The sequence below is a fragment of the Aquirhabdus sp. genome (assembly GCF_046462495.1).
Taxonomy (GTDB): Bacteria; Pseudomonadota; Gammaproteobacteria; order Pseudomonadales; family Moraxellaceae; genus Aquirhabdus.
This window is the reverse complement of sequence record NZ_JBKGVE010000010.1, coordinates 213094-235319: the sequence shown is the minus strand read 5'-3', so window position 1 is coordinate 235319 and position 22226 is coordinate 213094. Positions and strand designations below refer to the sequence as shown.

Below are 22226 nucleotides of genomic sequence, written 5' to 3'. Positions count from 1 at the left end.
AGTCTTTTTATATGTCCACACTGATTGACAATCATGCCAAGACCGTTGTCAAAGAGCATCTCGATCGTTTAAACCACTTCGATCACAATGCTGAGCTGAAGTTGACGGATGTCGAGCGCGCACGTCGTTTTGAAGAGATAGCTGAAGAGCTGAAAAAGCGTGATGCAGTGATTGTCGCTCATTATTATACCGATCCTGATATTCAGGCTTTGGCTGAGGCAACGGGTGGTTGTGTATCTGACTCATTGGAAATGGCGCGTTTTGGCCGAGATCATGCCGCATCGACATTGTTGGTTGCGGGGGTGAAGTTTATGGGGGAAACCTCAAAGATTCTCAGCCCAGAAAAAACAGTTTTGATGCCTACATTGGAAGCCACTTGCTCACTAGACCTTGGCTGTCCAGTCGATGAGTTTACTGCATTTTGTGATCAGCACCCTAACCACACGGTTGTGGTGTATGCCAATACGTCGGCAGCCGTGAAGGCGAGGGCAGATTGGGTGGTGACATCCAGTGTTGCTGTGGACATTGTTGAGCATTTAGATAGTCTGGGTGAAAAAATTATCTGGGCACCCGATCAACATCTTGGACGTTATATTCAGAAGAAGACTGGAGCAGATATGCTGCTCTGGGATGGCTCCTGTATCGTTCATGAGGAGTTCCGTGCGCGTGGGCTTGAACAAATGAAGGCGCTTTATCCTGATGCAGCGATCCTTGTTCATCCAGAGTCACCTGAATCAGTGATTGCTCTGGCTGATGCCGTAGGTAGTACGAGTCAGTTGATTAAGGCCGCGCAAACGCTTCCTCAGAAACGCATGATCGTGGCTACTGATCGGGGCATCTTCTACAAGATGCAACAAGCGGCGCCGGACAAGATTCTCATTGAGGCACCCACGGCTGGCGAAGGTGCAACATGTCGCTCATGTGCGCACTGTCCTTGGATGGCTATGAACAGCTTGGACAATATTTTGGCAGTACTGCGAAATGGTGATCAAGAAATTCATGTCGATCCGGCGTTGGCGCTGCGTGCAAAAGTACCACTTGATCGAATGCTAGACTTTGCTAAGACGTTAACACGCTGATTTTTTGATATTTAGTATAAAAAATGAACTTATTAAGACAAATATTGAAAAATACAGTGCAACTGCTGTAAAATCATCCGCCTCGTGGTTGACGTGATGGGCTGAACTCTCTAGAATGCACCCCATCACGACGCAAGTCGATGATGATGTAAGATGTAGATGTTAAGCTGTTTATTCGGAGTGTGGCGCAGTCTGGTAGCGCACCTGGTTTGGGACCAGGGGGTCCAAGGTTCGAATCCTTGCATTCCGACCAAATAGTATTGTAAAAGAGTGAGATGTAAGTAGGCAGTTGTCGTTTAACAGTGTGTTTAAGAAATTCGTTTTAACTGACCTGTTTGCGATTATGCGCCTGTAGCTCAGTTGGATAGAGCATCCGCCTTCTAAGCGGATGGCCGCAGGTTCGAATCCTGCCAGGCGCACCATGCCTTATCCAAACTTTGATGTAGTTTAGTTTCTCCGCTGTGCTCCACCTAAGCCTAGATTTGTATGTGATACAAATGGTGATTGGTTGGCTTCTATGGTGGCTATAGCTCAGTTGGTAGAGCCCCGGGTTGTGATCTCGGTTGTCGTGGGTTCGAGTCCCATTAGCCACCCCATATATTCGTAATAATTGATTTAAATTAAAAAAGCCTAGTGATCTCAGATCCTAGGTTTTTTGTTGTCTGATTTTTCTGTGTTGAGTAAAAAATTGTTTAAAAATTATAGGGCATCCCTTTTAAGATTTCTTACGTCCGCCACCACGTTTTTGTTTAGGTTGATCATCAGACTTTACATCAGTGACTTGATGTTGCTTAAAGCTATACACAGAATTGGTATAAACATGGATAGGCTGCCCTGTGCTTTTATCGATATAAGGCAAAAAAGTTGTTTTTAAGATGGCTTTCTTGGCCGCATTATCTAGCTCTTCAACGCCAGATGATTTTACGACTTCAGCCTCAACGACTTCTCCGCGATTGTTCACCAAAATTTTCAATGTCGCATTCTTTGTTTCCCCTGCCGCCAGCAGTGAATTTGAATAAGTAGGCTCTTCAAATCTTAAAAGTTCAAGACTCTCCGTAAAGCCGAGAGGAGAGTTGTCTTCGGTCAGGGAAGGGGGAGTATAAATAGGGCGAGTTTTGATAGTGGGATTTGTGGTTTCGTCTGTAGCGTGGGCATGTGGCATAAGAGTGAGTGTTAAGCAAAGGCCTAATATTTTATAGTGCGACATCATATTTCCAATAATAAAAAGATCAACTTTAGATAGTGTTATCTCATTTCATGTAGTGAGAATGGGTTGAATATGATGGAATAAGGAGTCTCTGTGTTTTTATGTGACGGCTTTGTTAAGTACTTATCACCGTATAGTGGAGATTAATGGGTGTAAACCATCTATTATCTATTTTGCTAATTCCTTCAAAAATCTTGTTTTATAGAAACTTTTAAAAGCTAATCTTGCGTGTGAAATATATGAATCTTATGTTAACTTTTGTTTCACTTCTGGGTGCTTTGTTGACAATGTCATCTTTTTGAAATATTAAGTATATATATAGTCTCAAGAGATTCTTTGTTCACAAAGTTTTTTGCCCAAGGAGAGCGTAATGAGTAGCGCAGGTAACCAAGAGTTCGAGCTCGATGAAGCATTTTTAGATACTGAGGCATTACCTGTTAGTGAGACCAGCCGATCTGGTTCAAACAGCAAAGCTTCCTTACTCAAACGCCGTTTAATTGACGATATTTTGCAAGAAAAACGTTTGCAAAGTCATTTGAAAGAGTATGATTTTGACCTTGAAGATGATTAATCCTTGTGTGTTAATCATTGAAGAGAAGCGATTAGACATTGATCTCGTCGCTTTTTTTTATGCAAAAACTAGAAGTGGTTGTCTGACTGTGCAGTGATCTGTGTTATTTACATGCTTTTGGTATGTTTGTTGTTCAAAACGATGTGCTTTATTACGCCAGAGTGTCATCAAATTTGTTAGAGTAGCGCAATCTTATAATGCAATGGAGTGTGTCTCATGGCGATCCCTGAACTTGATTTAGATCTGCTGGTTGACTACTTAGACGGTGAAGGCAACGAGTTTGGCTTGGACTTTGCAGCAACGCATGGTTTTTTGTGTGCCACGGTTGTGGGTCCAGAGCTTAAAGGCTGGCGTAAGCATTTGTTTGATGAGCATGAAAAAGATGTGCCTAGTGAAATACTGGAGCAGGTTGAATTGTGGCGTGCAGATATCCTGCAAACGCTGCTTAATGAAGAGGAAGTCGGCTTTCCTGTCGAAATTGAAGAGATTTCTGTTGACTCGAGTCTGGGCGATTGGGCTGTTGGATTTGTTGATGCCTTATTTCTTAATGACGAAGCTTGGTTTGAGCAAGCGGACGAGGAAGAAGATGTCATTATGCTCACTCTACCCATGATGGTCTTCAGTGGCATTGAGGGTGAGCCGGATCTGGAAACCGTGCGTAAAAATCCCGATTTAATGGAAGAGATGGCTGATGAGATTCCTGACAATCTAACCAAGCTCTTTTTGCTTTATCACGCGCCAGCAGGCTAATTCTCTTCAAATCGGTTGTATTGTAAACTCTATATACTGGGTAGACCTCAAGAGTTGAGGCTTCCCAGCGTTTTGTGAATTTTCCGACGCTTATGCTGTGTTTGTTGTAGGTTTTGGGCATCACCACTAATAATACTAATATTGCCATCGATTTCCAGCATTGCTAGTTTGACATCCGTTAATTTATCTACACCATGCTCACGCATCGCCTCTTTGATTTCATCATGGCTTATCCCTAACTTGTCAAGAATTGCAGTATTGACGATTCCGTCATGAATCAGAATTTCAGGATGTTCGGAAATGATGTTTCTTAGTTTTTTATTTTTAAACATGACTTTCTTGAGCAGGTAATTTGCAAGAAACAGCACTCCTGCAGCGAGTAAGCCGCCTGAGAGACTGGTATTTGTACCGACCATGGCATTCTGTACGGCATTACTGATTAATAGAATGAGAACAACATCTGTCGTATTGAGTTGGGATAACTCCTTTTTTCCTGTGAGTCTGATCGCAATCAACATAAATAAATACACTGCAAGGCTTCGCAGTGCGACATCGAGATAAGGATTGGCAAGAAAAAAGCTCATGATATTTCTCTAGTGATATGTTCTATGTGGTGCACGATACACGAATTCTACCAAAGCTTTGCTTTAGGGCATCTAAAATGCACATATAGCCCAACACGCTATATTTCTTTACAATACCACTCCCATCGCGATTGACTGAGATTTTTTGACTATGAGCAGTATGAACTTCAAACGAATGACGGATTTAGATTTAAACGGCAAACGTGTATTAATCCGCGAGGATCTGAATGTTCCCGTAAAAAATAGTCAAATTACCAGTGACGCACGTTTAAGAGCAGCACTACCAACGATTAAAGCAGCATTGGCGCAAGGTGCGGCAGTTATTGTCTGTTCCCATTTAGGCCGTCCGACTGAAGGTGAGCATTCTGCTGAAAACTCTTTAGCGCCTGTCGCTGAATATTTGTCGAAAGCATTGGGTCAAAATGTGCCATTAGTGACTGATTATCTAGATGGTGTAGATGTCCAAGTTGGGCAAGTCGTTTTATTAGAAAACGTTCGTTTTAATAAAGGTGAGAAGAAGAACGCCGTTGAATTGTCAGAAAAATACGCAGCATTGTGTGATGTTTATGTGATGGATGCATTTGGTACGGCACATCGTGCGGAATGCTCCACTGAAGGCGTTGCTAAGTTTGCAAAAATTGCATGTGCGGGCCCGCTACTCGCCGCAGAGTTAGATGCATTGGGTCGTGCAATGCAGTCTCCAGAAAAACCAATGGTTGCTATTGTTGCGGGCTCAAAAGTGTCGACTAAGCTTGACGTGCTCACCTCACTTGCTGGTATTTGTGACCAGATCATTGTAGGTGGTGGAATTGCCAATACATTCTTAGCTGCAGCAGGATTCAATGTCGGTAAATCATTATACGAAGCTGATCTGATTGAAACGGCACGTGCAATTGCTTCTAAAGTTCATGTGCCATTACCAACTGACGTGGTGGTCATTGATGCCAGTCTCTTAAGTGGTGACTTCATGGATTTCGTTGCAAAAAGTCAAGCGGTGACTAAAAAAGTATCCGAGATCAGTGACACCGATATGATTTTAGATATTGGTCCCGATACAGCTGCACAGTTTGCGACCTTAATTCAACAAGCAAAAACCATATTATGGAATGGTCCTGTCGGTGTGTTTGAAGTCGATGCATTTGGTTGTGGAACCAAAGTATTGGCTGAAGCAATTGCAGCAAGCTCAGGTTTCTCGATTGCAGGCGGCGGCGATACATTAGCGGCTATTGATAAATATGATGTTGCTGATCAAATCAGCTATATTTCTACGGGTGGTGGCGCGTTTCTTGAGTTTGTAGAAGGGAAAACGTTGCCCGCTGTAGCAGCGTTATTGGAATATGCACAATAAAAACTGAATAACTGTCGATAAATAGAACCGTATGTCGTGAAGATTATACTTTTTGTTACAGAGTAATTTTCTTGTCATATATGCTGTGCTACTCTGTCGACAGGTCTGTTTTTGACTTAATTTTTTATATCTATACAGGACATCGCTATGAAAACTTCTATTCTAATCGCAGCACTATTGGCTCTTCCTTTGGCTCTGACTGCATGTAACAAAGCAAAAGAAGCTGCTGACTCTGCTGCTTCTGGTGTTGCTGCAACTGCTGATGCTGCTGCATCAGGCGTAGCTTCTGCTGCTGACGCAACTTCTGCTGCAGGTTCTGCTGTTGCTGCTAGCGCAGACAAAGCTGCTGATGCAACTGCAACTGCTGCAAGCAAAGCTGCTGACGCAACTGCAAAAACTGCAGATGCGACTGTTGCTGATGTTAAAGACGCAGCAGCTAAAGCTGCACAAGCAACTGCTGATACTGCACAAGCAACTGCTGACAAAATCAAAGCACATTCTTAATTTTTGAATGGTTTAAGTGGATAAGGCGGTAATGCCAAGTCTATGATTTGAAAAAACCTCGCATTTTGCGAGGTTTTTTATGCTCAGCAAAACATATTCCCTGTATAAATTCAGTCAAACCGCATCCCAAACAAGCGGCAAGTAGGTTAGAATCTCACTTGGTTTTATTCACTTTGCATTTAGCATTAGCTAGCTTTTCATTATTAGATAGAGTTTTTAGTTATGGCACTTATTTCGTTACGCCAATTGCTTGATCATGCAGCCGAGCATAGCTATGGCGTTCCAGCGTTCAACGTTAATAATCTGGAGCAGATGCGCGCTATCATGGAGGCCGCTGATCAAACGAACTCCCCGGTGATTGTGCAAGCGAGTGCTGGCGCTCGAAAGTATGCAGGTGCACCATTTCTACGTCATTTGATTTTGGCTGCCATTGAAGAGTGGCCACATATTCCTGTGGTGATGCATCAGGATCATGGTACCAGCCCAGATATCTGCCAACGTTCAATTCAATTGGGCTTTAGCTCAGTGATGATGGATGGTTCACTGGGTGTAGATGGTAAAACGCCAAAAGACTATGATTACAACGTGGGTGTGACGCGTGATGTTGTTAAGCTTGCTCATGCATGTGGTGTTTCTGTAGAGGGTGAGATCGGTTGCTTAGGTAGCCTTGAGACTGGTCTGGCAGGCGAAGAAGATGGCGTCGGTGCGGAAGGTGTGCTCGATCATTCACAACTGCTTACCACAGTTGATGAAGCTGCCCGATTTGTTGCAGATACCAATGTAGATGCTTTGGCCATTGCGATTGGCACCAGCCATGGTGCGTATAAGTTTACTCGCCCACCGACAGGCGATATTCTTGCGATTGATCGCATTAAAGAAATCCATGCCAAAATCCCCAATACCCATTTGGTGATGCATGGTTCAAGTTCTGTTCCTCAAGAGTGGTTAAAAATCATTAATGAGCATGGCGGCGACATTAAAGAAACCTATGGTGTCCCTGTAGAGCAAATCGTTGAAGCGATTAAGTATGGCGTTCGTAAAGTAAACATTGATACCGATTTACGTCTGGCATCAACAGGTGCAATGCGTCGTTTTATGGCTGAGCATCCTTCTGAGTTTGACCCACGTAAATTTTTCGGTGAAACGGTTAAAGCGATGCGGGATGTTTGCATTGCACGCTATCAAGAGTTTGGTACAGCAGGACATGCAAGTCGAATCAATCCGATTTCATTAGAAAAAATGTCCAGTCGCTACGCCGCGAAATAAATTAAAAAAGCTTCTGACTTCTTCAAGTTCGAAGCTTTTTTATTGGGAATCTCCCCAAATTATGCCAATTTGACTGAGATCGAGAGCCAATCAATACACTCTTACGTGGTCTATAATGGTGCATTTTTAAAAAATGCACCATTATGAGTGCATTATATTGGGGCGATCGTGGTTATTCTTTTTTTGTCTGTACTTTTCGATTTACGAACTAAACGGATGCGTTATACTGTAAGTCGTGGCGGTGCTGGGGTAAATGGACTTAATCGACTACAAATCTGAGAGCGCATAGATTTCTGGTACGTCATTTGCTTAAAGGTAGACACCGCTGTATCGAATGGTCTGAATTGTTATATTGCAGCATCTTGGATTGGGGTTTCGCCTTCATTTTGTCTGCATATCAATGGTAATACCTGAATTGAACATAGGTCTAAAATTTTTCTAACGCTGGAGCATTGCAAGCATGAGCAACAAAGTTCTCAAACTGATTAAAGAAAACGAAGCGGAATGGGTGGATTTCCGCTTTACCGATACACGCGGTAAAGAACAGCATGTCAGTTTCCCAGCACACACTGTTGATGAAGGCACATTCGAAGACGGTAAAATGTTTGATGGTTCATCAGTTGCTGGTTGGAAAGGTATTGAAGCATCGGACATGATCCTGCTGCCTGATCCAGAAACAGCATTCATGGACCCATTCTTCTCTGCACCAACAGTCGTTGTGACCTGTGACGTAATCGAACCTTCAACCATGCAAGGTTATGAGCGTGATCCACGTTCTATCGCGCGTCGTGCAGAAGAATATCTGAAATCGACAGGTATTGGTGATACTGCATATTTTGGTCCAGAGCCAGAATTCTTCGTATTTGACGAAGTGAAATGGGACATCGACATGTCTGGCGCGCGTCATACCATTTTTGCTGAAGAAGCAGCATGGTCAACCGGTAATTCATACGAAGGTGGCAACTCAGGCCATCGTCCACGTGTAAAAGGCGGTTACTTCCCAGTACCACCAGTGGACAGCGGACAAGATCTGCGTGTTGCAATGTGTGAAGCGATTGAAGCAATGCTCGGTGAAGGCCGCGTTGAAGTTCAGCATCATGAAGTAGCATCTTGCCAATCTGAAATTGGCGTGACATTCAACACACTCGTACGTAAAGCAGACGAAGTTCAAGTTCTGAAGTATGCAGTATTGAACGTTGCCCATGAACATGGCAAAACCGCAACGTTTATGCCTAAGCCACTGGTTGGTGACAACGGTTCAGGTATGCACGTTCATATGTCGATCAGCAAAAACGGTAAAAATACCTTTTCTGGTGACGAATATGCAGGTTTATCAGAAAGCGCATTGTTCTTCATTGGCGGTATCATCAAGCATGCTCGTGCATTGAATGCGATCACCAACCCAGCTACAAACAGCTACAAACGTTTGGTTCCTCACTACGAAGCGCCAATCATGCTGGCTTACTCTGCACGTAATCGTTCAGCGTCAATCCGTATTCCATACGTGTCAAATCCAAAAGGTGCGCGTATCGAAGCACGTTTCCCAGATCCAGTTGCAAACCCATATTTAGCTTTCGCAGCCTTGTTGATGGCTGGTCTTGATGGTATCCAAAACAAGATCCATCCAGGTGCAGCGGCAGACAAAAACTTGTATGACTTGCCACCAGAAGAAGAAGCATTGATCCCAACCGTTGCTCATTCACTTGAAATGGCACTGGATGCATTGAAAGCAGATCATGAATTCTTGTTGAAAGGCGGCGTATTCACCAAGCCTATGCTTGATGCATACATTGAACTCAAAATGGAAGAAGTGCGTCGTGTAAACACTACGACTCACCCAGTTGAGTTTGAAATGTACTACAGCTGCTAATTTTTAAAGCAGTTTGAGGACGTCTTATCGCGTCCAAAGAAAGGCCGGAAAGCATTGAGAAATCTAAGCTTCCGGCCTTTTTCTTTTCCTAAGCCGTCCGATATAGTTTAATAGAATCCATCGTTAATTGTCCCCTGTTTCTTTGAAATGATGCTAAATAGGGGACAACTATTTTAAAAATAGGGAACAAAAGCTCTAAGTCCCTGATGGAGAAAACATAATGGCCTTAACTGATGTTCAACTGAGAAAACTAAAACCGACCGGCAAGGAATATCAACTTGCCGATGGCCACGGGCTGGTCATCGTTGTTCGAGCTAAGGGCACCATGCAATGGCGCTATGAGTATCGCATTGACGGGAAGAAGCAGAAGCTACCTCTTGGAACTTATCCCTCTGTATCATTGACAGAGGCGAGGAGGGATCATCAAACAGCCAAGATTCCCTACGATCAGATCATCTGGTGCATCGGCGGCAAACCCAACACCGACTATATGCGGCCAAATTTGGCCTCAACCCTGAATAGCAAGGGGCAGATCAGAGTAACGCCACAGCTGCGTGTCATCGGACGGCAGCGCTTGTTTGCACTCGGGGACATTACGGATTTGGATGAAAATAAAATGGCATGGCATATCACCGCTCAGGTCAAGAGCGCAGCATACAACATTCGGAAAGTGCTGGCCGGAAACGAAGAAAACTTCGCCCTAAAAGCTTACAAGCCACAGACAGGAATCCCGAAGATGGCAGTCACACTCGGTAGCCCGCATGGGCGTCGTTTATTTGCCAGTAATCGGGGTCGTAACATGTCCGATGATGACGCGTGCAGCAAAGGCTGGACACATGCTGGTTCCTCAATGTCGCAAAATATTGGACGTATAGCCGAAGGAATTTGTAGATGATCTACATGCCAATCTTGCATATGCCACCTTGACCCGCCTGCATTCAACAGAGTGCAAAGGGAGATCAGCCCATAAACCCCAGATATGAATCTGGGGTTTATTTATTGTAGTTATCATCACAAAGATCTCTACCCAGCCATCTTGGTGATGACTATAAATGACCTATAAATCTGACGAACGGCCGCAATGTGCAAAGCATTATTATTGACATATATCTCAATATTGAATAAATTGTCAGTTATATAGTGATCTCACATTGTCCTTGAGTCGAGTAATCGCCATGCTTCAACTCCTTACCCCACAGCCAGCGCGTCATCCTGCACCGACTGTCCATGCACAAAGTTTGGCCTTTCTCATCTTTGAGCGACCGGATCTTGCCGAGGCAGAGAAATTCCTGATGGATTTTGGCCTGCACGTGGCCTTTCGATCCGAAGATGAACTTTATTTCCGCAGTGCAGGCAGCGACCCGTATTGCTATCGGATTGTTCGCGGTGAGCAGGCGCGATTTGTGGGGTTTGGCCTCAGTGTGGCAGAGCGCAGCGATCTGGAAAAACTGACATCACTGGCCGGGGCGTCTGATATTGAAGACATCCAAGGGTTGGGCGGCGGGGCATTTGTCCAGCTACGCGATCCGTCAGGTTTCACCGTGCAGGCCGTTTGGGGCAGGGCAGCCGTGACCCCGCTGCCACATCGTGCTGCATTGGCGCTGAATCAAGGCGATACCCATCCACGGATCAATGTGACCCAGCGGCCAGCCATAGATCCGCCTGAAGTGCTGCGTGTCGGCCATGTCGTGCTAGAAGTCGCAGACTTTCAAGCGACCTGCGCGTGGTATACCGAACATTTCGGCTTTATTCCCAGTGACGTCCAAGTGCTGCCGGATGGCTCCCCAGCGGTGGCTTTTCTACGTCTCAATCTCGGCGATACACCGGCCGATCACCATACCTTGGCCTTGGCACAAGGCTTTATGCCTTGCTATAGCCATAGTGCCTTTGAAGTCATCGATACCGATGCGGTCGGCATGGGGCAGCGGATACTGCGCGAGCGGGGCTGGACGCATGCTTGGGGGATCGGGCGCCATATTCTGGGCAGTCAGATTTTTGATTACTGGCAAGATCCATGGGGCGATAAGCATGAGCATTATTGCGATGGGGATTTGTTTAGCGCCGACATACCGACCGGTATACACGAGGTCAATCGCGCGGCCATGGCGCAGTGGGGCCAACCGATGCCGGCCAGCTTTACCAAACCGAAAATATCAACCGCCAATGTCGTGGGGATGGTGCATAGCTTGCGCCATAGCCCCGATCTGTCGATTCGTAAACTCATTACCCTTGCCAAGCTGTTTGGCTAATCCTTTGCCGGAGTATCTACCATGTCATTGAATATTGTGCGCTATCAGATCGAGGAAACGGTCTCTTGGGGCGTGTTGACCCGTGATCAGATCACACCGCTGGATATCCCGTGTAGCACGACGGGTGATTTATTGGCCATCGGCTTAGACGCGTTACAGATCGCGGCGGCTCACGCCACGCCATCGATCCCTGTCAGTCAGGTCACCTTGCTGTCGCCGATCACAGCATCGGCAAAGGTACTGTGTCAGGGCGCAAACTACCGCCAGCACATCATCGACTCCGGTCTCGATCCTGATGCGCAATCCTTCAATATGTTTTTCACCAAATCCTCAGCCGCGATCACCGATCCTCAAGGCGCAATCATCAAACCGAGCCATGTCAAACTGCTCGACTACGAGATTGAGCTGACGCTGGTGCTGGATAAGAAAACCACGCAAGCCGTGCAGGTCACCGCCGACAACCTGCACGACTACGTCGCAGGGATTTGTATTGGCAACGATGTCTCAGCGCGCGATGTACAGATCCCACAGATGCAGTTTCATAAAGGCAAAAGCTATCGCACCTTCTGTCCACTGGGTCCCGTGCTGTGCTTACTGTCTCGTGACGAGATGCATTACCTCAATGAACTGAACCTGACGCTGTCAGTTAACGGGGAAGTGCGCCAGAGCGATAGCACAGCCAATCTGGTGTTTAAGCCCGCTGAAACCCTGACTGAGTTCTCCCAGATTGCTAATTTTGAACCCGGTGATGTGTTGATGACGGGCACACCGAGTGGCTGCGCGTTGGGTTTACCGCCGCCTGTGGTCGTGCGCCTGACCGGTCTATTGCCCGAGGCGAAGAAATGGCAGTTGTTTAAAAAATCACAGCAGCGCCGCAGTCAGTATCTGCAAGCAGGGGATCGCGTCGAGCTCCACATCTGCAGCAGCGATGGCTACATTGATTTGGGACGGCAGCAACATACTATTGTGGCAAGCGACGTCGCAGGCGCGCAGTCATGAAAGGCATTGCGACCCAAGCAGACGTCCTGCAGGTCGAGGCGCTCGGCCTGCCTGCCGACTTGCCCATCAGTACCTATGAGATGATTCAACGCGGCGCGGCGATCAATCCACGCGCCCCGGCACTGTCGTTCTTTCTGCGTACCGAGGATCATCGTCATCCTGAAGTCTGGAGCTATAAGACCTTACTGGCAAGGATTACCCAAACGGCAAACTTCTTTCATCAGCTCGGGGCGACCAAAGATACGGTGATTGCTTTTGTCCTGCCCAATTTACCGGAGACGCATTGCGTGATCTGGGGTGGCCAAGCCGCAGGGATCGTTACCGCGATTAACCCATTGCTCGAACCCGCAGCCATCGCAGAGCTGCTCAATGCCGCCAATGCCTCTATCGTGGTGACACTGGCGCCATTTCCCGGCACCGATGTTTGGCCCAAGATGGGGCAAGCCTTGCCACAGGTCAGCGCGTTAAAACATCTGGTGCTCATCAATTTGGCCGACAAAGTCCACGGCCTCAAAGGACTTGCGGCGCAGTTGCTTCAAAAGCGTGAAACGCTGCGCGTATATGGTCTACGAGGCGTCAGAAGTACCTTACCCCGTCATATCGGCATACATGACTTTAACAGCGGCCTGAAGCGCCAACCCAAACACACCTTGATTTCAGGCCGCCACATCGCAGCGGACGACTATGCGTCTTTCTTCTGCACCGGCGGGACGACCGGCACGCCGAAAATCGCCATGCGCAGCCATCGTAATGAAGTCGCCAATGCATGGAGCGCCGCTCAGTTTTTTGGCGAAGGTATCGGCTCAGGCAAACAGGTGTTTTGTGGTTTGCCACTGTTCCATGTCAATGGTGTACTGGTCACGGGACTGCTGCCTTTTTCCAAAGGCGCGCATGTCATTCTGGGGACAGCGCAAGGGTATCGTGGGGAAGGGGTGGTTAAACGTTTTTGGGAAATTGTGGCGCATCACCGGATCAATTTTTTTAGCGGTGTACCGACGCTGTATGCGTCACTACTACAAGTACCGATTGGGACTCATCGGATCAGCAGCTTGGAATACGGCCTCTGTGGGGCGGCGCCGTTACCGATCGAAGTGTTACGCAGTTTTCAGGAGCGGACGGGGCTTAAAATCCTTGAGGGCTACGGCCTGACGGAAGCCACCTGCGTCAGCAGTGTCAATCCGCCTCTGGGCGAGCGTCGAGTCGGCTCTATCGGCCTGCGCATCCCGGAGCAAGCCATGAAAGCCGTACGGGTCAATGAAGATGGCCGCTACGAGGGGGATTGCGCTCCCGGTGAAGTGGGCGTTTTGCTGGTCTCGGGGCCCAATGTATTTTCCGGCTATCGCATCCCCGCGCAAAACAAAGGACTGTGGCTGGATTTGGGTGATGGCAGGCAGTGGCTCAATACTGGCGATCTGGGTCAGCAAGATATTGATGGCTATTTCTTTTTAACCGGTCGCAAAAAAGAACTGATCATCCGTGGGGGTCACAACATCGATCCTGCGCTGATCGAAGAACCCTTACATAAGCACCCTGCCGTTGCACTCGCTGCTGCCGTAGGTCGACCTGATGCCCATGCCGGTGAATTACCGGTCGCCTATGTGCAGCTAAAAGCCGGGGCGCATACAACCGAAGCTGAGCTACTGACCTTCATTGAATCGCACATGACCGAACGCGCAGCCCTCCCGAAACAGATCCATATCATTGCAGAAATGCCGTTGACCGCCGTCGGCAAGATCTTTAAACCCACGCTCAAACATATCGAGATCAAGCACGCACTGACCCTCGCCCTCCATAGTGCCCATCTGTCCCAATGCACGTTGAGCGTCAGGGATGACAAATCGCGCGGTATCGTGATTGATGTCTTGCTCTCGGATCAGACGCTCGAATCGGATGTGCGCAAGGTGCTCGGACAGTTTCCATTTTTCGTCAATATTGAAAGCACAGCGCTATTAGCCGGATGCTGATCTAGGCGCGCCGAATCCATCCCCACAGGTGCGTGGAGCACTTCTATTTTTGCAGCATGCAAGGTGAGATTAACATGACGACGAGCAACGTAATTCCACTCCCGGATAAGACCGACATTCTTATCGTCGGATATGGGCCGGTCGGTGCTGCGCTTGCGGCATTACTCGGACGCTACGGGGTACAGGCATTGGTCATCGACAAAGCCACCGATGTGCTGCTGATGCCACGCGCGATTGCACTCGACAACGAAGCGCTGCGAATTTTGCAAATGATCGGTTTGGCTGACGATGCCTTTGAGAAAATCATCATCCCTGAAGTGAAAATGCATAGTCCCTATGTGAGACAGTTTGGAAGGGTGAATGCCACAGGCACGATAGACGGCCATCCGAAACTCGTGACCTTTTATCAGCCTGATCTGGAACATGCACTGCGCAAACAAGTAGAGCGCTACCCACAGGTGCAGTGCTATGGAGGGCTTGTATTAGTCGACTTCGTGCAGGATGACGCCGGGGTCATTGCGACTGTGGCAAACGAGCAGGGCGACCGCGCCACGGTGCGTGCGCAGTATCTAGTCGGTGCAGATGGTGCCAGTTCCAAAGTCCGCAGCCTGATCGGTCAGGATTTTCAAGGCCAAACCTATGCTGAAGATTGGCTCATCGTCGATGTCAATAACAGGCGGGGCAAAGCCATCGACCATGTCGAATTCATCTGTGACCCTCATCGCCCGACTCCCCATATGCCTGCACCGGGCGGCAGAGAGCGCTGGGAGTTTATGCTGCAACCCGGTGAAACCCGCGAGGAAATGGAGCATCCAGATCGGATCGCCGAACTACTGGCGCCGTGGATCGATGCCAAAGAGCTGACCATCGAGCGTACAGCCGTCTATCGATTCCATGCCCGCTGCTGCAACCGCTTCCAACAAGACCGCGTTTTCCTGATCGGTGATGCTGCGCATATCACCCCGCCATTTGTCGGTCAGGGCTTGGTCGCGGGTCTGCGCGATGCGGCTAATCTTGGGTGGAAACTGGCATGGGTCAGCCAAGGCAAAGCCGTAGCGCACATACTCGACAGCTATGATCAGGAAAGAAGGCCACACGCCAAAAAGATGATCGAACTGGCGAAATTTATGGGGCATATGGTCATGCCGAGCAACGCGCTATTGGCCGTCGCCATCCATGGTGTGATGAAAACAATACGACTGCTACCCGCAGCCAGAGCCTTCTTTGAAGAGCTCAAGATCAAACCGGCCAACCGTTTTCAGCACGGACTCTTCATAAAAGGTTCCGCTAAAAGCGGATTACAACGTGGCGGTCAAATCCCACAGGGGCGGTTGCATCTGCAAAATCTTGAAAGCAGCTTCAGCGATGACGTGCTGGGCGATGCCTTCACACTGATCGGCGTGGGCATCGACCCGCAAAGCCTGCTTGGTGCTGCCACTACCGCGCATTGGCAGCATGCCGGTGGACGGTTTCTGCATATAGCTAAGGCAGACACTAAAACCGATCCCATCGGTGCCACCCAAGGGTCAGATACGGTGACCGCCCTCGATGGCTTTATGGCAGCTATCCCGTCAGGCTGGCTTGTGATCACACGGCCGGATCGAGTCGTCATGCTGGATGGATCGAGCACGCAGGCAAATTCGCTGGTCAATCAGTGCCTCAAGATGATTAATGGTTCAATATTCTTTATGATGTGTTCGTGAATCGTTAATGAGTTTAGGAAATATCATGTCCGCACCCTTGCTGAGCGACAGCGCAACAGAATCAGCCGAGCAGTTGACCCGCGGTCACAAGAAAAAAGCACGCACGCGCCAATCCTTAGTTGATGCCGCCTTAAGAATTTATGCGCGGAAGGGCAGCGGGGAGCTGGCACTGAATGAGCTGGCGGATGAAGCCCATGTCTCACAAGGGACTATTTATAACTATTTTCGTACCCGCGAAGAAGTACTGGAAGCGGTCGGGATTGCACTGGCAGAGCAGCTTTCGCATAGCATTTCGGTATTAAGTGCCGGGATCGATAGCGGCGCGGAGCGCATGGCAATCGGCATACGCACCTTTGTCCGTCGCGCGATTGCCGATACCGACTGGGCCAATGCCGTGATTCAAGTCATCCATTATGACCAAGGCATCCGTTCCGCTGTAGCAGTCAATGTCCGCTACGATCTGCAATTGGGTCTGAAGCAAGGCTCTTTTATTTATAGCGATGAAGAAGTCGCGCTGGCACTGGTCGTCTCCTGCGCCATCGGTGCAATGAATAGCATTGTCGAGGGGCGGGGCGTCGTCGATCACGATATTAAAATCGCGGAGATGGTATTAAAAGCGCTGGGTTTGCCTTCAGTAGAAGCTCAGCGCATCGCACATTTAACGCTCCCGGCTTCCGAATCAAACTAACAAATTCCCAATGCGCCAAATCTCGCCCAAAAGTTGGGTATTAACAGCCATCATCTAATTTAAAAAACCTTACAATCTTCCCTTGACCAAAAATGCACGGGATCAGCTAGACTCACTTGCTAAACATTACAATACCAAACCATCTAAGGTTCTTGAGAAGCTTATTGATCATGCTTACTTAAACCAGCATGTATCACCAGTGTCCAAGTCAATAAGAAGGTAATGGTCCAAGACTGTCTATGGTCCATTGCCCCTTGAGTGAAAATGTTGACCATTCTTCGTTACAAAGAGTAATTGGACTTTTTATTATCTAATACAGTTGTCTATTTGCCCTCTATTTTTTCCCCTATTTCTAGAAATAGGTTATACAAGTCTTGCTGCTGCTAGTACCATGTACAACAGCTGCAATAAAATGGCCTCATAAATAAAGCTTTAAAAAAGGTCTGCATTGCAGACCTTTTTTTTATGAGTTAGCTATTATAAGTTTATTTTTGGGCTGGTTAGCGATAAAGATATCACGCTATATACAATCGCTTTATCTACTTGATACTTAAAATCTATACTCCTAAAAAGAGTTTGTGGTTTACAATAGATCTGATCAAATGCATAGGATGCTTGGAATGAAAACGTCAGGTAGGTTCGCTCAAGGTAAGACTCAATGGACTGGTGTCATGGCGATCGCTACTGCGATCTTGATGATGTCTTGTCATACTCAAGCGGCTGTCTATAAGAAGGTCGATGCTGATGGCAATGTCAGTTTTAGTGATGTGCCAGACAAATCCGCACAATTGATTAATGTTGCGCCTCTCTCCACGGTTGCAGCCCTGAGCCCTGAGCAAATTGCCAAGACATTGAAGCGTGATGATACGGTTCAACCTGCTGGGAATCGAGCTGAGAATTACACCCTGACCATTATTTCTCCGACACCTGATCAAACCTTTCAGCGCGCTGCCGATGCATTCTCTGCAAATGTACAGGTTCAGCCTGATCTAAAGAATGGTGATCGACTGGTCTTACTCGTGGATGGTAAAACATCAAGTGATCAAATCCCTGCTGGGGAACTGGATCGCGGTACACATCAATTTGAAGCTAAAGTGTTATCTTCCAATGGTCGAGTTCTGACATCCAAAGTAGTTTCATTTAATGTTCAACAGTCTAGTGTAAAACAGCAAGCCAGAATGGGGATTAATCATTAGTCAGATGCTTCATTCCAAGAGTCACTGTCGCGATCTTTTTTTTACTAACCACTGGTTTCGTGTAAAGAATAAGCATCATCGCCAATTTGATGCCAGTGTCGTTTCATTAAGACCCTGGCTGCTTGCTCAAGGTTCGTTAACCCAGCAATTGAAATCGTTCGCTGGTGGTGAATTTCATGTTTTACCTCTACACCAATCATTGCAACAACCGATGAAGAATGAAGCGCGGTTGCTGAGGATGAAGCCAGCGCAATACGCCTGGGTCCGTGAAGTCTATTTATATGGAAATGATGACGAGCCTTGGGTACACGCACGGAGCGTGATCCCTTTGACGACTTTACGCGGTTCGGGTCGTCGACTGCGCAAGCTAAAAAGTCGTTCATTGGGTTCCATTCTTTTTGAACGTGGAGGCGTGCAATTGATGCCGCTTGTGAAGCAAATGAAGTCTCGTCAAGTTGCTAAGGTTTCAGAAGGCTGGACAAGGCGGACAGCTTACCACTGGCATGGCAAGCATTTATTGGTTCAAGAAACCTTCTTACCGGCATTTATCGATGCTTTACAGCTGTCAGCGACACGTTAATAATCTCCACGTATCATTCCTCTATTAAAGTTTAGTTCTTAGGTCATTCGTCATGAGCCAACTTGCCCAGCAGCATTTAACCGTTCGTCAAAAACTTCATGCTTATGTGCAGTTGACTCGACTTGATCGACCAATTGGAAGTGAACTTTTGCTTTGGCCTACCTTATGGGCGGTTTGGCTGGCAGGCGAGCAATCACCTCAACATGCGACGTCCTGGCAAATCGTTTTGATTTTTATCTTGGGCGTCATCTTTATGCGTTCTGCAGGCTGTGCGATCAATGATTTTGCTGATCGTCATGTAGATGGGCAGATTGAACGCACTAAAAATCGTCCGCTTGCCAGCGGCAAGATATCGTCTAAAGAGGCATTAGCTGTATTTGGGGTGTTGTTACTTGCCAGCGCCAGCTTACTTTTGTTCTTGCCTTTACAGACCTTGTATTGGTCATTTGGCGCGGTATTTTTGGCAGCTTTATATCCCTTTATGAAACGGTGGACCTATTTACCGCAGTTTGTTCTGGGGGCAGCATTTTCTTGGGGGATTCCTATGGCATTTGTCGCTCAAGGACAATCTCCTGGTCTAGTCTGTTGGTTGCTTTATATCGCAAATCTGTGTTGGACGGTGGCATACGATACGCAATATGCCATGACCGATCGAGCTGATGATCTTAAGGCTGGAGTGAAGTCTACGGCGATTCTTTTTGGCCGATATGATTTATTGATTATTGGTATTTTACAAATAGTCTTTATTGTTTTGATGGTCCAGGTATTTTCACTATTACAATTAGGTTTTGTCGCGTATCTAGGTTTGGGTTTTGCCGTTATTTTATTCGTTCTCCAGTTCCTCAATACCCGCGACCGTTTACCTGCACATACGTTCAAGGCCTTTTTAAATAATGCATGGGTTGGGCGTGGCGTTTGGCTTTCTGTTGTTGTGGCTTTAGCTGTAGCGAATCAAATAAGCTGATGTAAAGTACGCCGACATAATCAGTTTAAATAATGGATGCATTCTGCGCAGGTGAGAAATTTCTGCGTGGTATAATTAAGAACATATTTTTGTGGTGATTTGATTCTGCACATGACTGACCTTAACGACACCTCACGTCTCCCTCTGGATTCGACTACGCTGTATATTAAGCTTGTGGATGAGGCCGCGACGACGATGTGCGCAGCACAGCTTGCACGCGTATTTCCTGCAGGTGTCGTGTATTTAGTGGGTGGGCTGGGTGCTGGGAAGACAACTTTAACCCGTGCATGGTTACAGGCTAAAGGTCATCAAGGATCAGTTAAAAGTCCGACTTATACTTTGGTTGAGCCTTATCTCATCCATAATCAGTCTATTTATCATTTCGATTTGTATCGTTTGAATGATCCTTTCGAGTTGGAGTTGATGGGGATACGTGATTATGTGGAAGATGAGGATGCACTACTATTGATCGAGTGGCCGCAGAAAGGTGAGCCAGTTATCCCGAGTGCAGATTTGTCTTTAACTTTAACGGTTGCAGATGATGAGGTTACGCGCCATTTAAGCCTAGAGGCATATAGTCAGCGTGGTTTCGCGGCGATTCAAGCCTTAGAATATGATCAAAATCTTCGAATTATCGAGCCATCAAACACAATGGGGCTGAGAGATAGCCCAGTAGACAATCATCATGTCTGATTCAGCACGATCCGCTTCACCTGTTTCTACGCGTATCCAGCAGCTCCCTGCGGCTCTTGCTAACCAGATTGCTGCCGGTGAGGTTGTTGAGCGACCTGCATCAGTAGTCAAGGAGCTTGTAGAGAATGCATTGGATGCGGGAGCGACACGTATCGAGGTCCGTGTCCAGCAAGGGGGCTCTACATCCATTGAGGTTCAAGATAATGGCTCAGGTATTCATCCTGATGACTTAGCGTTAGCAGTTTTACGTCATGCAACCAGTAAAATTTCGACCGCAGAGCAACTTGCTGCAATTGCGACATTGGGGTTTCGCGGTGAAGCCTTGGCGTCTATTGCAGCGATCTCACGCTTCAGTCTATCCAGTAGTCAAACCAATGATGGTTTAGGTTATGAAGTTAGTATCGAAAATAATATTGATTCTGATATGACAGCTATAACGCTTGATGATGCATTGAAAAATAGTGATCGGATCGTTCCAAAGCCCATTGCCCATGCGAGAGGTAGTCGTGTGGTTGTGCGGGATTTATTTTTCAATGTCCCCGCGCGCCGAAAGTTTCTAAAAAGTGTAGGTACGGAATATAGTCATATTGAAGAAGTGCTGAAGAGAATGGCACTTGTCCATTTCGATGTTGCTTTTGTACTGATTCATAATGATCAAAAGAAATTAGATCTACCCATCGCCGACAGTGGCGAATTACGTTTGCAACGCGTGCGTAAAATTCTCGGTGCACGTTTTGCGGATACAGCCCATTGGGTAGATGCTGAAAGTTTGGATTTGCGCTTAGCCGGTTGGCTGGGTCATCCTGCCGAAGCACGTGGTCAACCCGATTTACAGTATCTCTATGTAAATGGCCGTATTGTTAAAGATCGTAGCGTGAGTCACGCATTACGAATGGCTTATGAATCCGTCTTACATGGCCATCGTCATCCGGCTTTCTTATTATTTTTAGAACTGGACCCAGAGCGTGTGGATGTTAACGTCCATCCCACGAAACATGAGGTTCGCTTTGTCGCACAGCGTGAGGTGCATGAGTTTGTCAGGCACCATGCCAAGAAAATATTGGCACAATTTCAAACTGCCCCAGCAGAGTTGAGCGATGCACTGCATCCTAGTCAGCGTTTGCCCGAATTAACGCAATCTGCGCTGGGCCTTCATCATTTAGAAATTTATCCGAACGCGCGGACACAAGATCAGATTGGGCAGGTATTCGCTCCGACATATCGTGATTCTTTTCCAGATCGCCAGGTGAGTGGCGGCTATGCATTCAATCGTACGAATTCACCATCGAATGTGCAGTCCGCTTTAGGGCAATACTTGGAGGTTTTAAAATTTGATGAGAGTGCTCAGGCTGTACCACCAGCATTAGATGAATATCCTCTAGGCTTGGCTTTGGCTCAGTTACATGGGATTTATATCTTGGCGCAAAATCGTGATGGTCTGATTATGGTCGATATGCATGCGGCTCATGAGCGGATATTACTTGAGCAGTTGAAGATTGCATGGGATGCCAATCAGTCTGAGCAATGGCAAACACAGCCATTATTGGTTCCGCTTGCGGTCGATGTGACCTCTCAACAAGCGCATCGTGCTGAACAAATACAGGACAGCCTGCACCGTCTCGGTCTTGAAGTCGATCGCCAAGGTGAGCAAACCGTTGTGGTGCGTGCTGTCCCCGCTTTGTTAGCACGTGGGAATATTACCGCCTTGGTTCAGCAGTTGTTGTCTGACATCGATTTACCTGAGCAGGAGCGGGTAACGCTATCTTTGGAAGAGTCAACGCAATTGAATAATAGTGGTCTGATTCGCGCCCGTGATCGTATTCTAGGCACGATGGCATGCCATGGTGCAGTACGTGCCCACCGACAGCTCAGTCTGGCTGAAATGAACGCGTTGCTACGCCAGATGGAGCAAACGCCATTTGCAAGCCAATGCAATCACGGCCGTCCAACATGGCGTGCATTTCCACTATCACAGCTTGATAAGCTTTTTGCGCGAGGCGATTAATTGACG

Annotated in this window: 20 protein-coding genes and 3 tRNA genes; 21 read left to right on the top strand and 2 right to left on the bottom strand. The window is 47.3% G+C overall.

Annotation, left to right across the window (positions count from 1 at the left end; all coding sequences use genetic code 11):
• Positions 1 to 11 precede the first annotated feature (11 nt).
• The 4 genes from nadA to ACLHG7_RS13130 all read left to right on the top strand — a co-directional run bounded on the left by nadA (position 12) and on the right by ACLHG7_RS13130 (position 1675).
• Positions 12 to 1079 (top strand): quinolinate synthase NadA, encoded by a 1068-nt coding sequence (gene nadA / locus ACLHG7_RS13145; RefSeq protein WP_410211446.1) that lies wholly within the window; start codon positions 12 to 14, stop codon positions 1077 to 1079.
• 176 nt (positions 1080 to 1255) lie between these two features.
• Positions 1256 to 1332 (top strand) — tRNA-Pro (locus tag ACLHG7_RS13140).
• Between the two features lie 92 nt (positions 1333 to 1424).
• A tRNA-Arg gene (locus ACLHG7_RS13135) sits at positions 1425 to 1501 on the top strand.
• A gap of 98 nt (positions 1502 to 1599) precedes the next feature.
• Positions 1600 to 1675, top strand: a tRNA-His gene (locus ACLHG7_RS13130).
• Positions 1676 to 1794: 119 nt separating this feature from the next.
• Here ACLHG7_RS13130 and ACLHG7_RS13125 read toward each other — a convergent pair.
• Positions 1795 to 2286, bottom strand: a complete 492-nt coding sequence (locus ACLHG7_RS13125) for an energy transducer TonB (RefSeq protein WP_410211445.1) — start codon at positions 2284 to 2286, stop codon at positions 1795 to 1797.
• 370 nt (positions 2287 to 2656) lie between these two features.
• On the opposite strand from ACLHG7_RS13125, the gene ACLHG7_RS13120 reads away from it, so the two are divergent.
• Together ACLHG7_RS13120 and ACLHG7_RS13115 are read left to right on the top strand one after the other, a co-directional pair.
• Entirely contained in the window at positions 2657 to 2857 is a 201-nt protein-coding gene (locus ACLHG7_RS13120) for a PA3496 family putative envelope integrity protein (RefSeq protein WP_410211444.1), read from the top strand.
• 222 nt (positions 2858 to 3079) lie between these two features.
• The gene (locus tag ACLHG7_RS13115) at positions 3080 to 3607 is read left to right on the top strand and encodes a YecA family protein (RefSeq protein ID WP_114900635.1); all 528 of its coding nucleotides are present in this window, start codon (positions 3080 to 3082) and stop codon (positions 3605 to 3607) included.
• A 47-nt stretch (positions 3608 to 3654) separates the two neighbouring features.
• On the opposite strand, the gene ACLHG7_RS13110 is transcribed toward ACLHG7_RS13115, so the two are convergent.
• Entirely contained in the window at positions 3655 to 4191 is a 537-nt protein-coding gene (locus ACLHG7_RS13110; RefSeq protein WP_410211443.1) for a DUF421 domain-containing protein, read from the bottom strand.
• Positions 4192 to 4351: 160 nt separating this feature from the next.
• Here ACLHG7_RS13110 and ACLHG7_RS13105 point away from each other — a divergent pair, with 160 nt between their 5' ends.
• From ACLHG7_RS13105 to mutL, 15 genes are all read left to right on the top strand, one after another.
• Positions 4352 to 5539 carry a phosphoglycerate kinase gene (locus tag ACLHG7_RS13105; protein ID WP_410211442.1) on the top strand — a complete coding sequence of 396 codons (1188 nt, stop codon included), beginning with the start codon at positions 4352 to 4354 and terminating at the stop codon, positions 5537 to 5539.
• Positions 5540 to 5686: 147 nt separating this feature from the next.
• Positions 5687 to 6043, top strand: a complete 357-nt coding sequence (locus tag ACLHG7_RS13100) for a hypothetical protein (protein ID WP_410211441.1) — start codon at positions 5687 to 5689, stop codon at positions 6041 to 6043.
• A gap of 222 nt (positions 6044 to 6265) precedes the next feature.
• On the top strand, positions 6266 to 7309 hold the full coding sequence (gene fba / locus ACLHG7_RS13095) for a class II fructose-bisphosphate aldolase (RefSeq protein ID WP_410211440.1): 1044 nt from the start codon (positions 6266 to 6268) through the stop codon (positions 7307 to 7309).
• 460 nt (positions 7310 to 7769) lie between these two features.
• A complete protein-coding gene (gene glnA, locus ACLHG7_RS13090) occupies positions 7770 to 9179 on the top strand; it encodes a type I glutamate--ammonia ligase (protein ID WP_410211439.1) in 1410 nt (469 codons plus the stop codon).
• Positions 9180 to 9399: 220 nt separating this feature from the next.
• Positions 9400 to 10074 (top strand): integrase arm-type DNA-binding domain-containing protein, encoded by a 675-nt coding sequence (locus ACLHG7_RS13085; RefSeq protein WP_410211438.1) that lies wholly within the window; start codon positions 9400 to 9402, stop codon positions 10072 to 10074.
• A 280-nt stretch (positions 10075 to 10354) separates the two neighbouring features.
• Positions 10355 to 11428 (top strand): VOC family protein, encoded by a 1074-nt coding sequence (locus ACLHG7_RS13080; protein WP_410211437.1) that lies wholly within the window; start codon positions 10355 to 10357, stop codon positions 11426 to 11428.
• A 21-nt stretch (positions 11429 to 11449) separates the two neighbouring features.
• Complete coding sequence (locus ACLHG7_RS13075) at positions 11450 to 12427, top strand: fumarylacetoacetate hydrolase family protein (RefSeq protein WP_410211436.1); 978 nt, start codon at positions 11450 to 11452, stop codon at positions 12425 to 12427.
• Positions 12424 to 14391, top strand: a complete 1968-nt coding sequence (locus ACLHG7_RS13070) for an acyl-CoA synthetase (RefSeq protein WP_410211435.1) — start codon at positions 12424 to 12426, stop codon at positions 14389 to 14391. Before ACLHG7_RS13075 ends, ACLHG7_RS13070 begins: the two co-directional genes overlap by 4 nt.
• Positions 14392 to 14465: 74 nt before the next feature.
• The gene (locus ACLHG7_RS13065) at positions 14466 to 16094 is read left to right on the top strand and encodes a bifunctional 3-(3-hydroxy-phenyl)propionate/3-hydroxycinnamic acid hydroxylase (RefSeq protein ID WP_410211434.1); all 1629 of its coding nucleotides are present in this window, start codon (positions 14466 to 14468) and stop codon (positions 16092 to 16094) included.
• A 25-nt stretch (positions 16095 to 16119) separates the two neighbouring features.
• Positions 16120 to 16782 carry a TetR/AcrR family transcriptional regulator gene (locus tag ACLHG7_RS13060; RefSeq protein ID WP_410211433.1) on the top strand — a complete coding sequence of 221 codons (663 nt, stop codon included), beginning with the start codon at positions 16120 to 16122 and terminating at the stop codon, positions 16780 to 16782.
• A gap of 620 nt (positions 16783 to 17402) precedes the next feature.
• Positions 17403 to 17978, top strand: a complete 576-nt coding sequence (locus ACLHG7_RS13055; RefSeq protein ID WP_410211432.1) for a DUF4124 domain-containing protein — start codon at positions 17403 to 17405, stop codon at positions 17976 to 17978.
• 4 nt (positions 17979 to 17982) lie between these two features.
• Positions 17983 to 18558 (top strand): chorismate--pyruvate lyase family protein, encoded by a 576-nt coding sequence (locus ACLHG7_RS13050; protein ID WP_410211431.1) that lies wholly within the window; start codon positions 17983 to 17985, stop codon positions 18556 to 18558.
• 52 nt (positions 18559 to 18610) lie between these two features.
• Positions 18611 to 19522 (top strand): 4-hydroxybenzoate octaprenyltransferase, encoded by a 912-nt coding sequence (gene ubiA / locus ACLHG7_RS13045; RefSeq protein WP_410211430.1) that lies wholly within the window; start codon positions 18611 to 18613, stop codon positions 19520 to 19522.
• 111 nt (positions 19523 to 19633) lie between these two features.
• Positions 19634 to 20215, top strand: a complete 582-nt coding sequence (gene tsaE, locus ACLHG7_RS13040) for a tRNA (adenosine(37)-N6)-threonylcarbamoyltransferase complex ATPase subunit type 1 TsaE (protein WP_410211429.1) — start codon at positions 19634 to 19636, stop codon at positions 20213 to 20215.
• Entirely contained in the window at positions 20208 to 22220 is a 2013-nt protein-coding gene (mutL, locus tag ACLHG7_RS13035) for a DNA mismatch repair endonuclease MutL (protein ID WP_410211428.1), read from the top strand. The genes tsaE and mutL overlap by 8 nt, the downstream gene beginning before the upstream one ends.
• Positions 22221 to 22226 lie beyond the last annotated feature (6 nt).

What these genes read in the sequence shown, in the direction of transcription:
- nadA (WP_410211446.1), top strand. Translation starts at nt 12, where the DNA reads ATGTCCACACTGATTGACAATCATGCCAAGACCGTTGTCAAAGAGCAT.
- ACLHG7_RS13125 (WP_410211445.1), bottom strand. Translation starts at nt 2,286, where the DNA reads ATGTCGCACTATAAAATATTAGGCCTTTGCTTAACACTCACTCTTATG.
- ACLHG7_RS13120 (WP_410211444.1), top strand. Translation starts at nt 2,657, where the DNA reads ATGAGTAGCGCAGGTAACCAAGAGTTCGAGCTCGATGAAGCATTTTTA.
- ACLHG7_RS13110 (WP_410211443.1), bottom strand. Translation starts at nt 4,191, where the DNA reads ATGAGCTTTTTTCTTGCCAATCCTTATCTCGATGTCGCACTGCGAAGC.
- ACLHG7_RS13105 (WP_410211442.1), top strand. Translation starts at nt 4,352, where the DNA reads ATGAACTTCAAACGAATGACGGATTTAGATTTAAACGGCAAACGTGTA.
- ACLHG7_RS13100 (WP_410211441.1), top strand. Translation starts at nt 5,687, where the DNA reads ATGAAAACTTCTATTCTAATCGCAGCACTATTGGCTCTTCCTTTGGCT.
- fba (WP_410211440.1), top strand. Translation starts at nt 6,266, where the DNA reads ATGGCACTTATTTCGTTACGCCAATTGCTTGATCATGCAGCCGAGCAT.
- glnA (WP_410211439.1), top strand. Translation starts at nt 7,770, where the DNA reads ATGAGCAACAAAGTTCTCAAACTGATTAAAGAAAACGAAGCGGAATGG.
- ACLHG7_RS13085 (WP_410211438.1), top strand. Translation starts at nt 9,400, where the DNA reads ATGGCCTTAACTGATGTTCAACTGAGAAAACTAAAACCGACCGGCAAG.
- ACLHG7_RS13080 (WP_410211437.1), top strand. Translation starts at nt 10,355, where the DNA reads ATGCTTCAACTCCTTACCCCACAGCCAGCGCGTCATCCTGCACCGACT.
- ACLHG7_RS13075 (WP_410211436.1), top strand. Translation starts at nt 11,450, where the DNA reads ATGTCATTGAATATTGTGCGCTATCAGATCGAGGAAACGGTCTCTTGG.
- ACLHG7_RS13070 (WP_410211435.1), top strand. Translation starts at nt 12,424, where the DNA reads ATGAAAGGCATTGCGACCCAAGCAGACGTCCTGCAGGTCGAGGCGCTC.
- ACLHG7_RS13065 (WP_410211434.1), top strand. Translation starts at nt 14,466, where the DNA reads ATGACGACGAGCAACGTAATTCCACTCCCGGATAAGACCGACATTCTT.
- ACLHG7_RS13060 (WP_410211433.1), top strand. Translation starts at nt 16,120, where the DNA reads ATGTCCGCACCCTTGCTGAGCGACAGCGCAACAGAATCAGCCGAGCAG.
- ACLHG7_RS13055 (WP_410211432.1), top strand. Translation starts at nt 17,403, where the DNA reads ATGAAAACGTCAGGTAGGTTCGCTCAAGGTAAGACTCAATGGACTGGT.
- ACLHG7_RS13050 (WP_410211431.1), top strand. Translation starts at nt 17,983, where the DNA reads ATGCTTCATTCCAAGAGTCACTGTCGCGATCTTTTTTTTACTAACCAC.
- ubiA (WP_410211430.1), top strand. Translation starts at nt 18,611, where the DNA reads ATGAGCCAACTTGCCCAGCAGCATTTAACCGTTCGTCAAAAACTTCAT.
- tsaE (WP_410211429.1), top strand. Translation starts at nt 19,634, where the DNA reads ATGACTGACCTTAACGACACCTCACGTCTCCCTCTGGATTCGACTACG.
- mutL (WP_410211428.1), top strand. Translation starts at nt 20,208, where the DNA reads ATGTCTGATTCAGCACGATCCGCTTCACCTGTTTCTACGCGTATCCAG.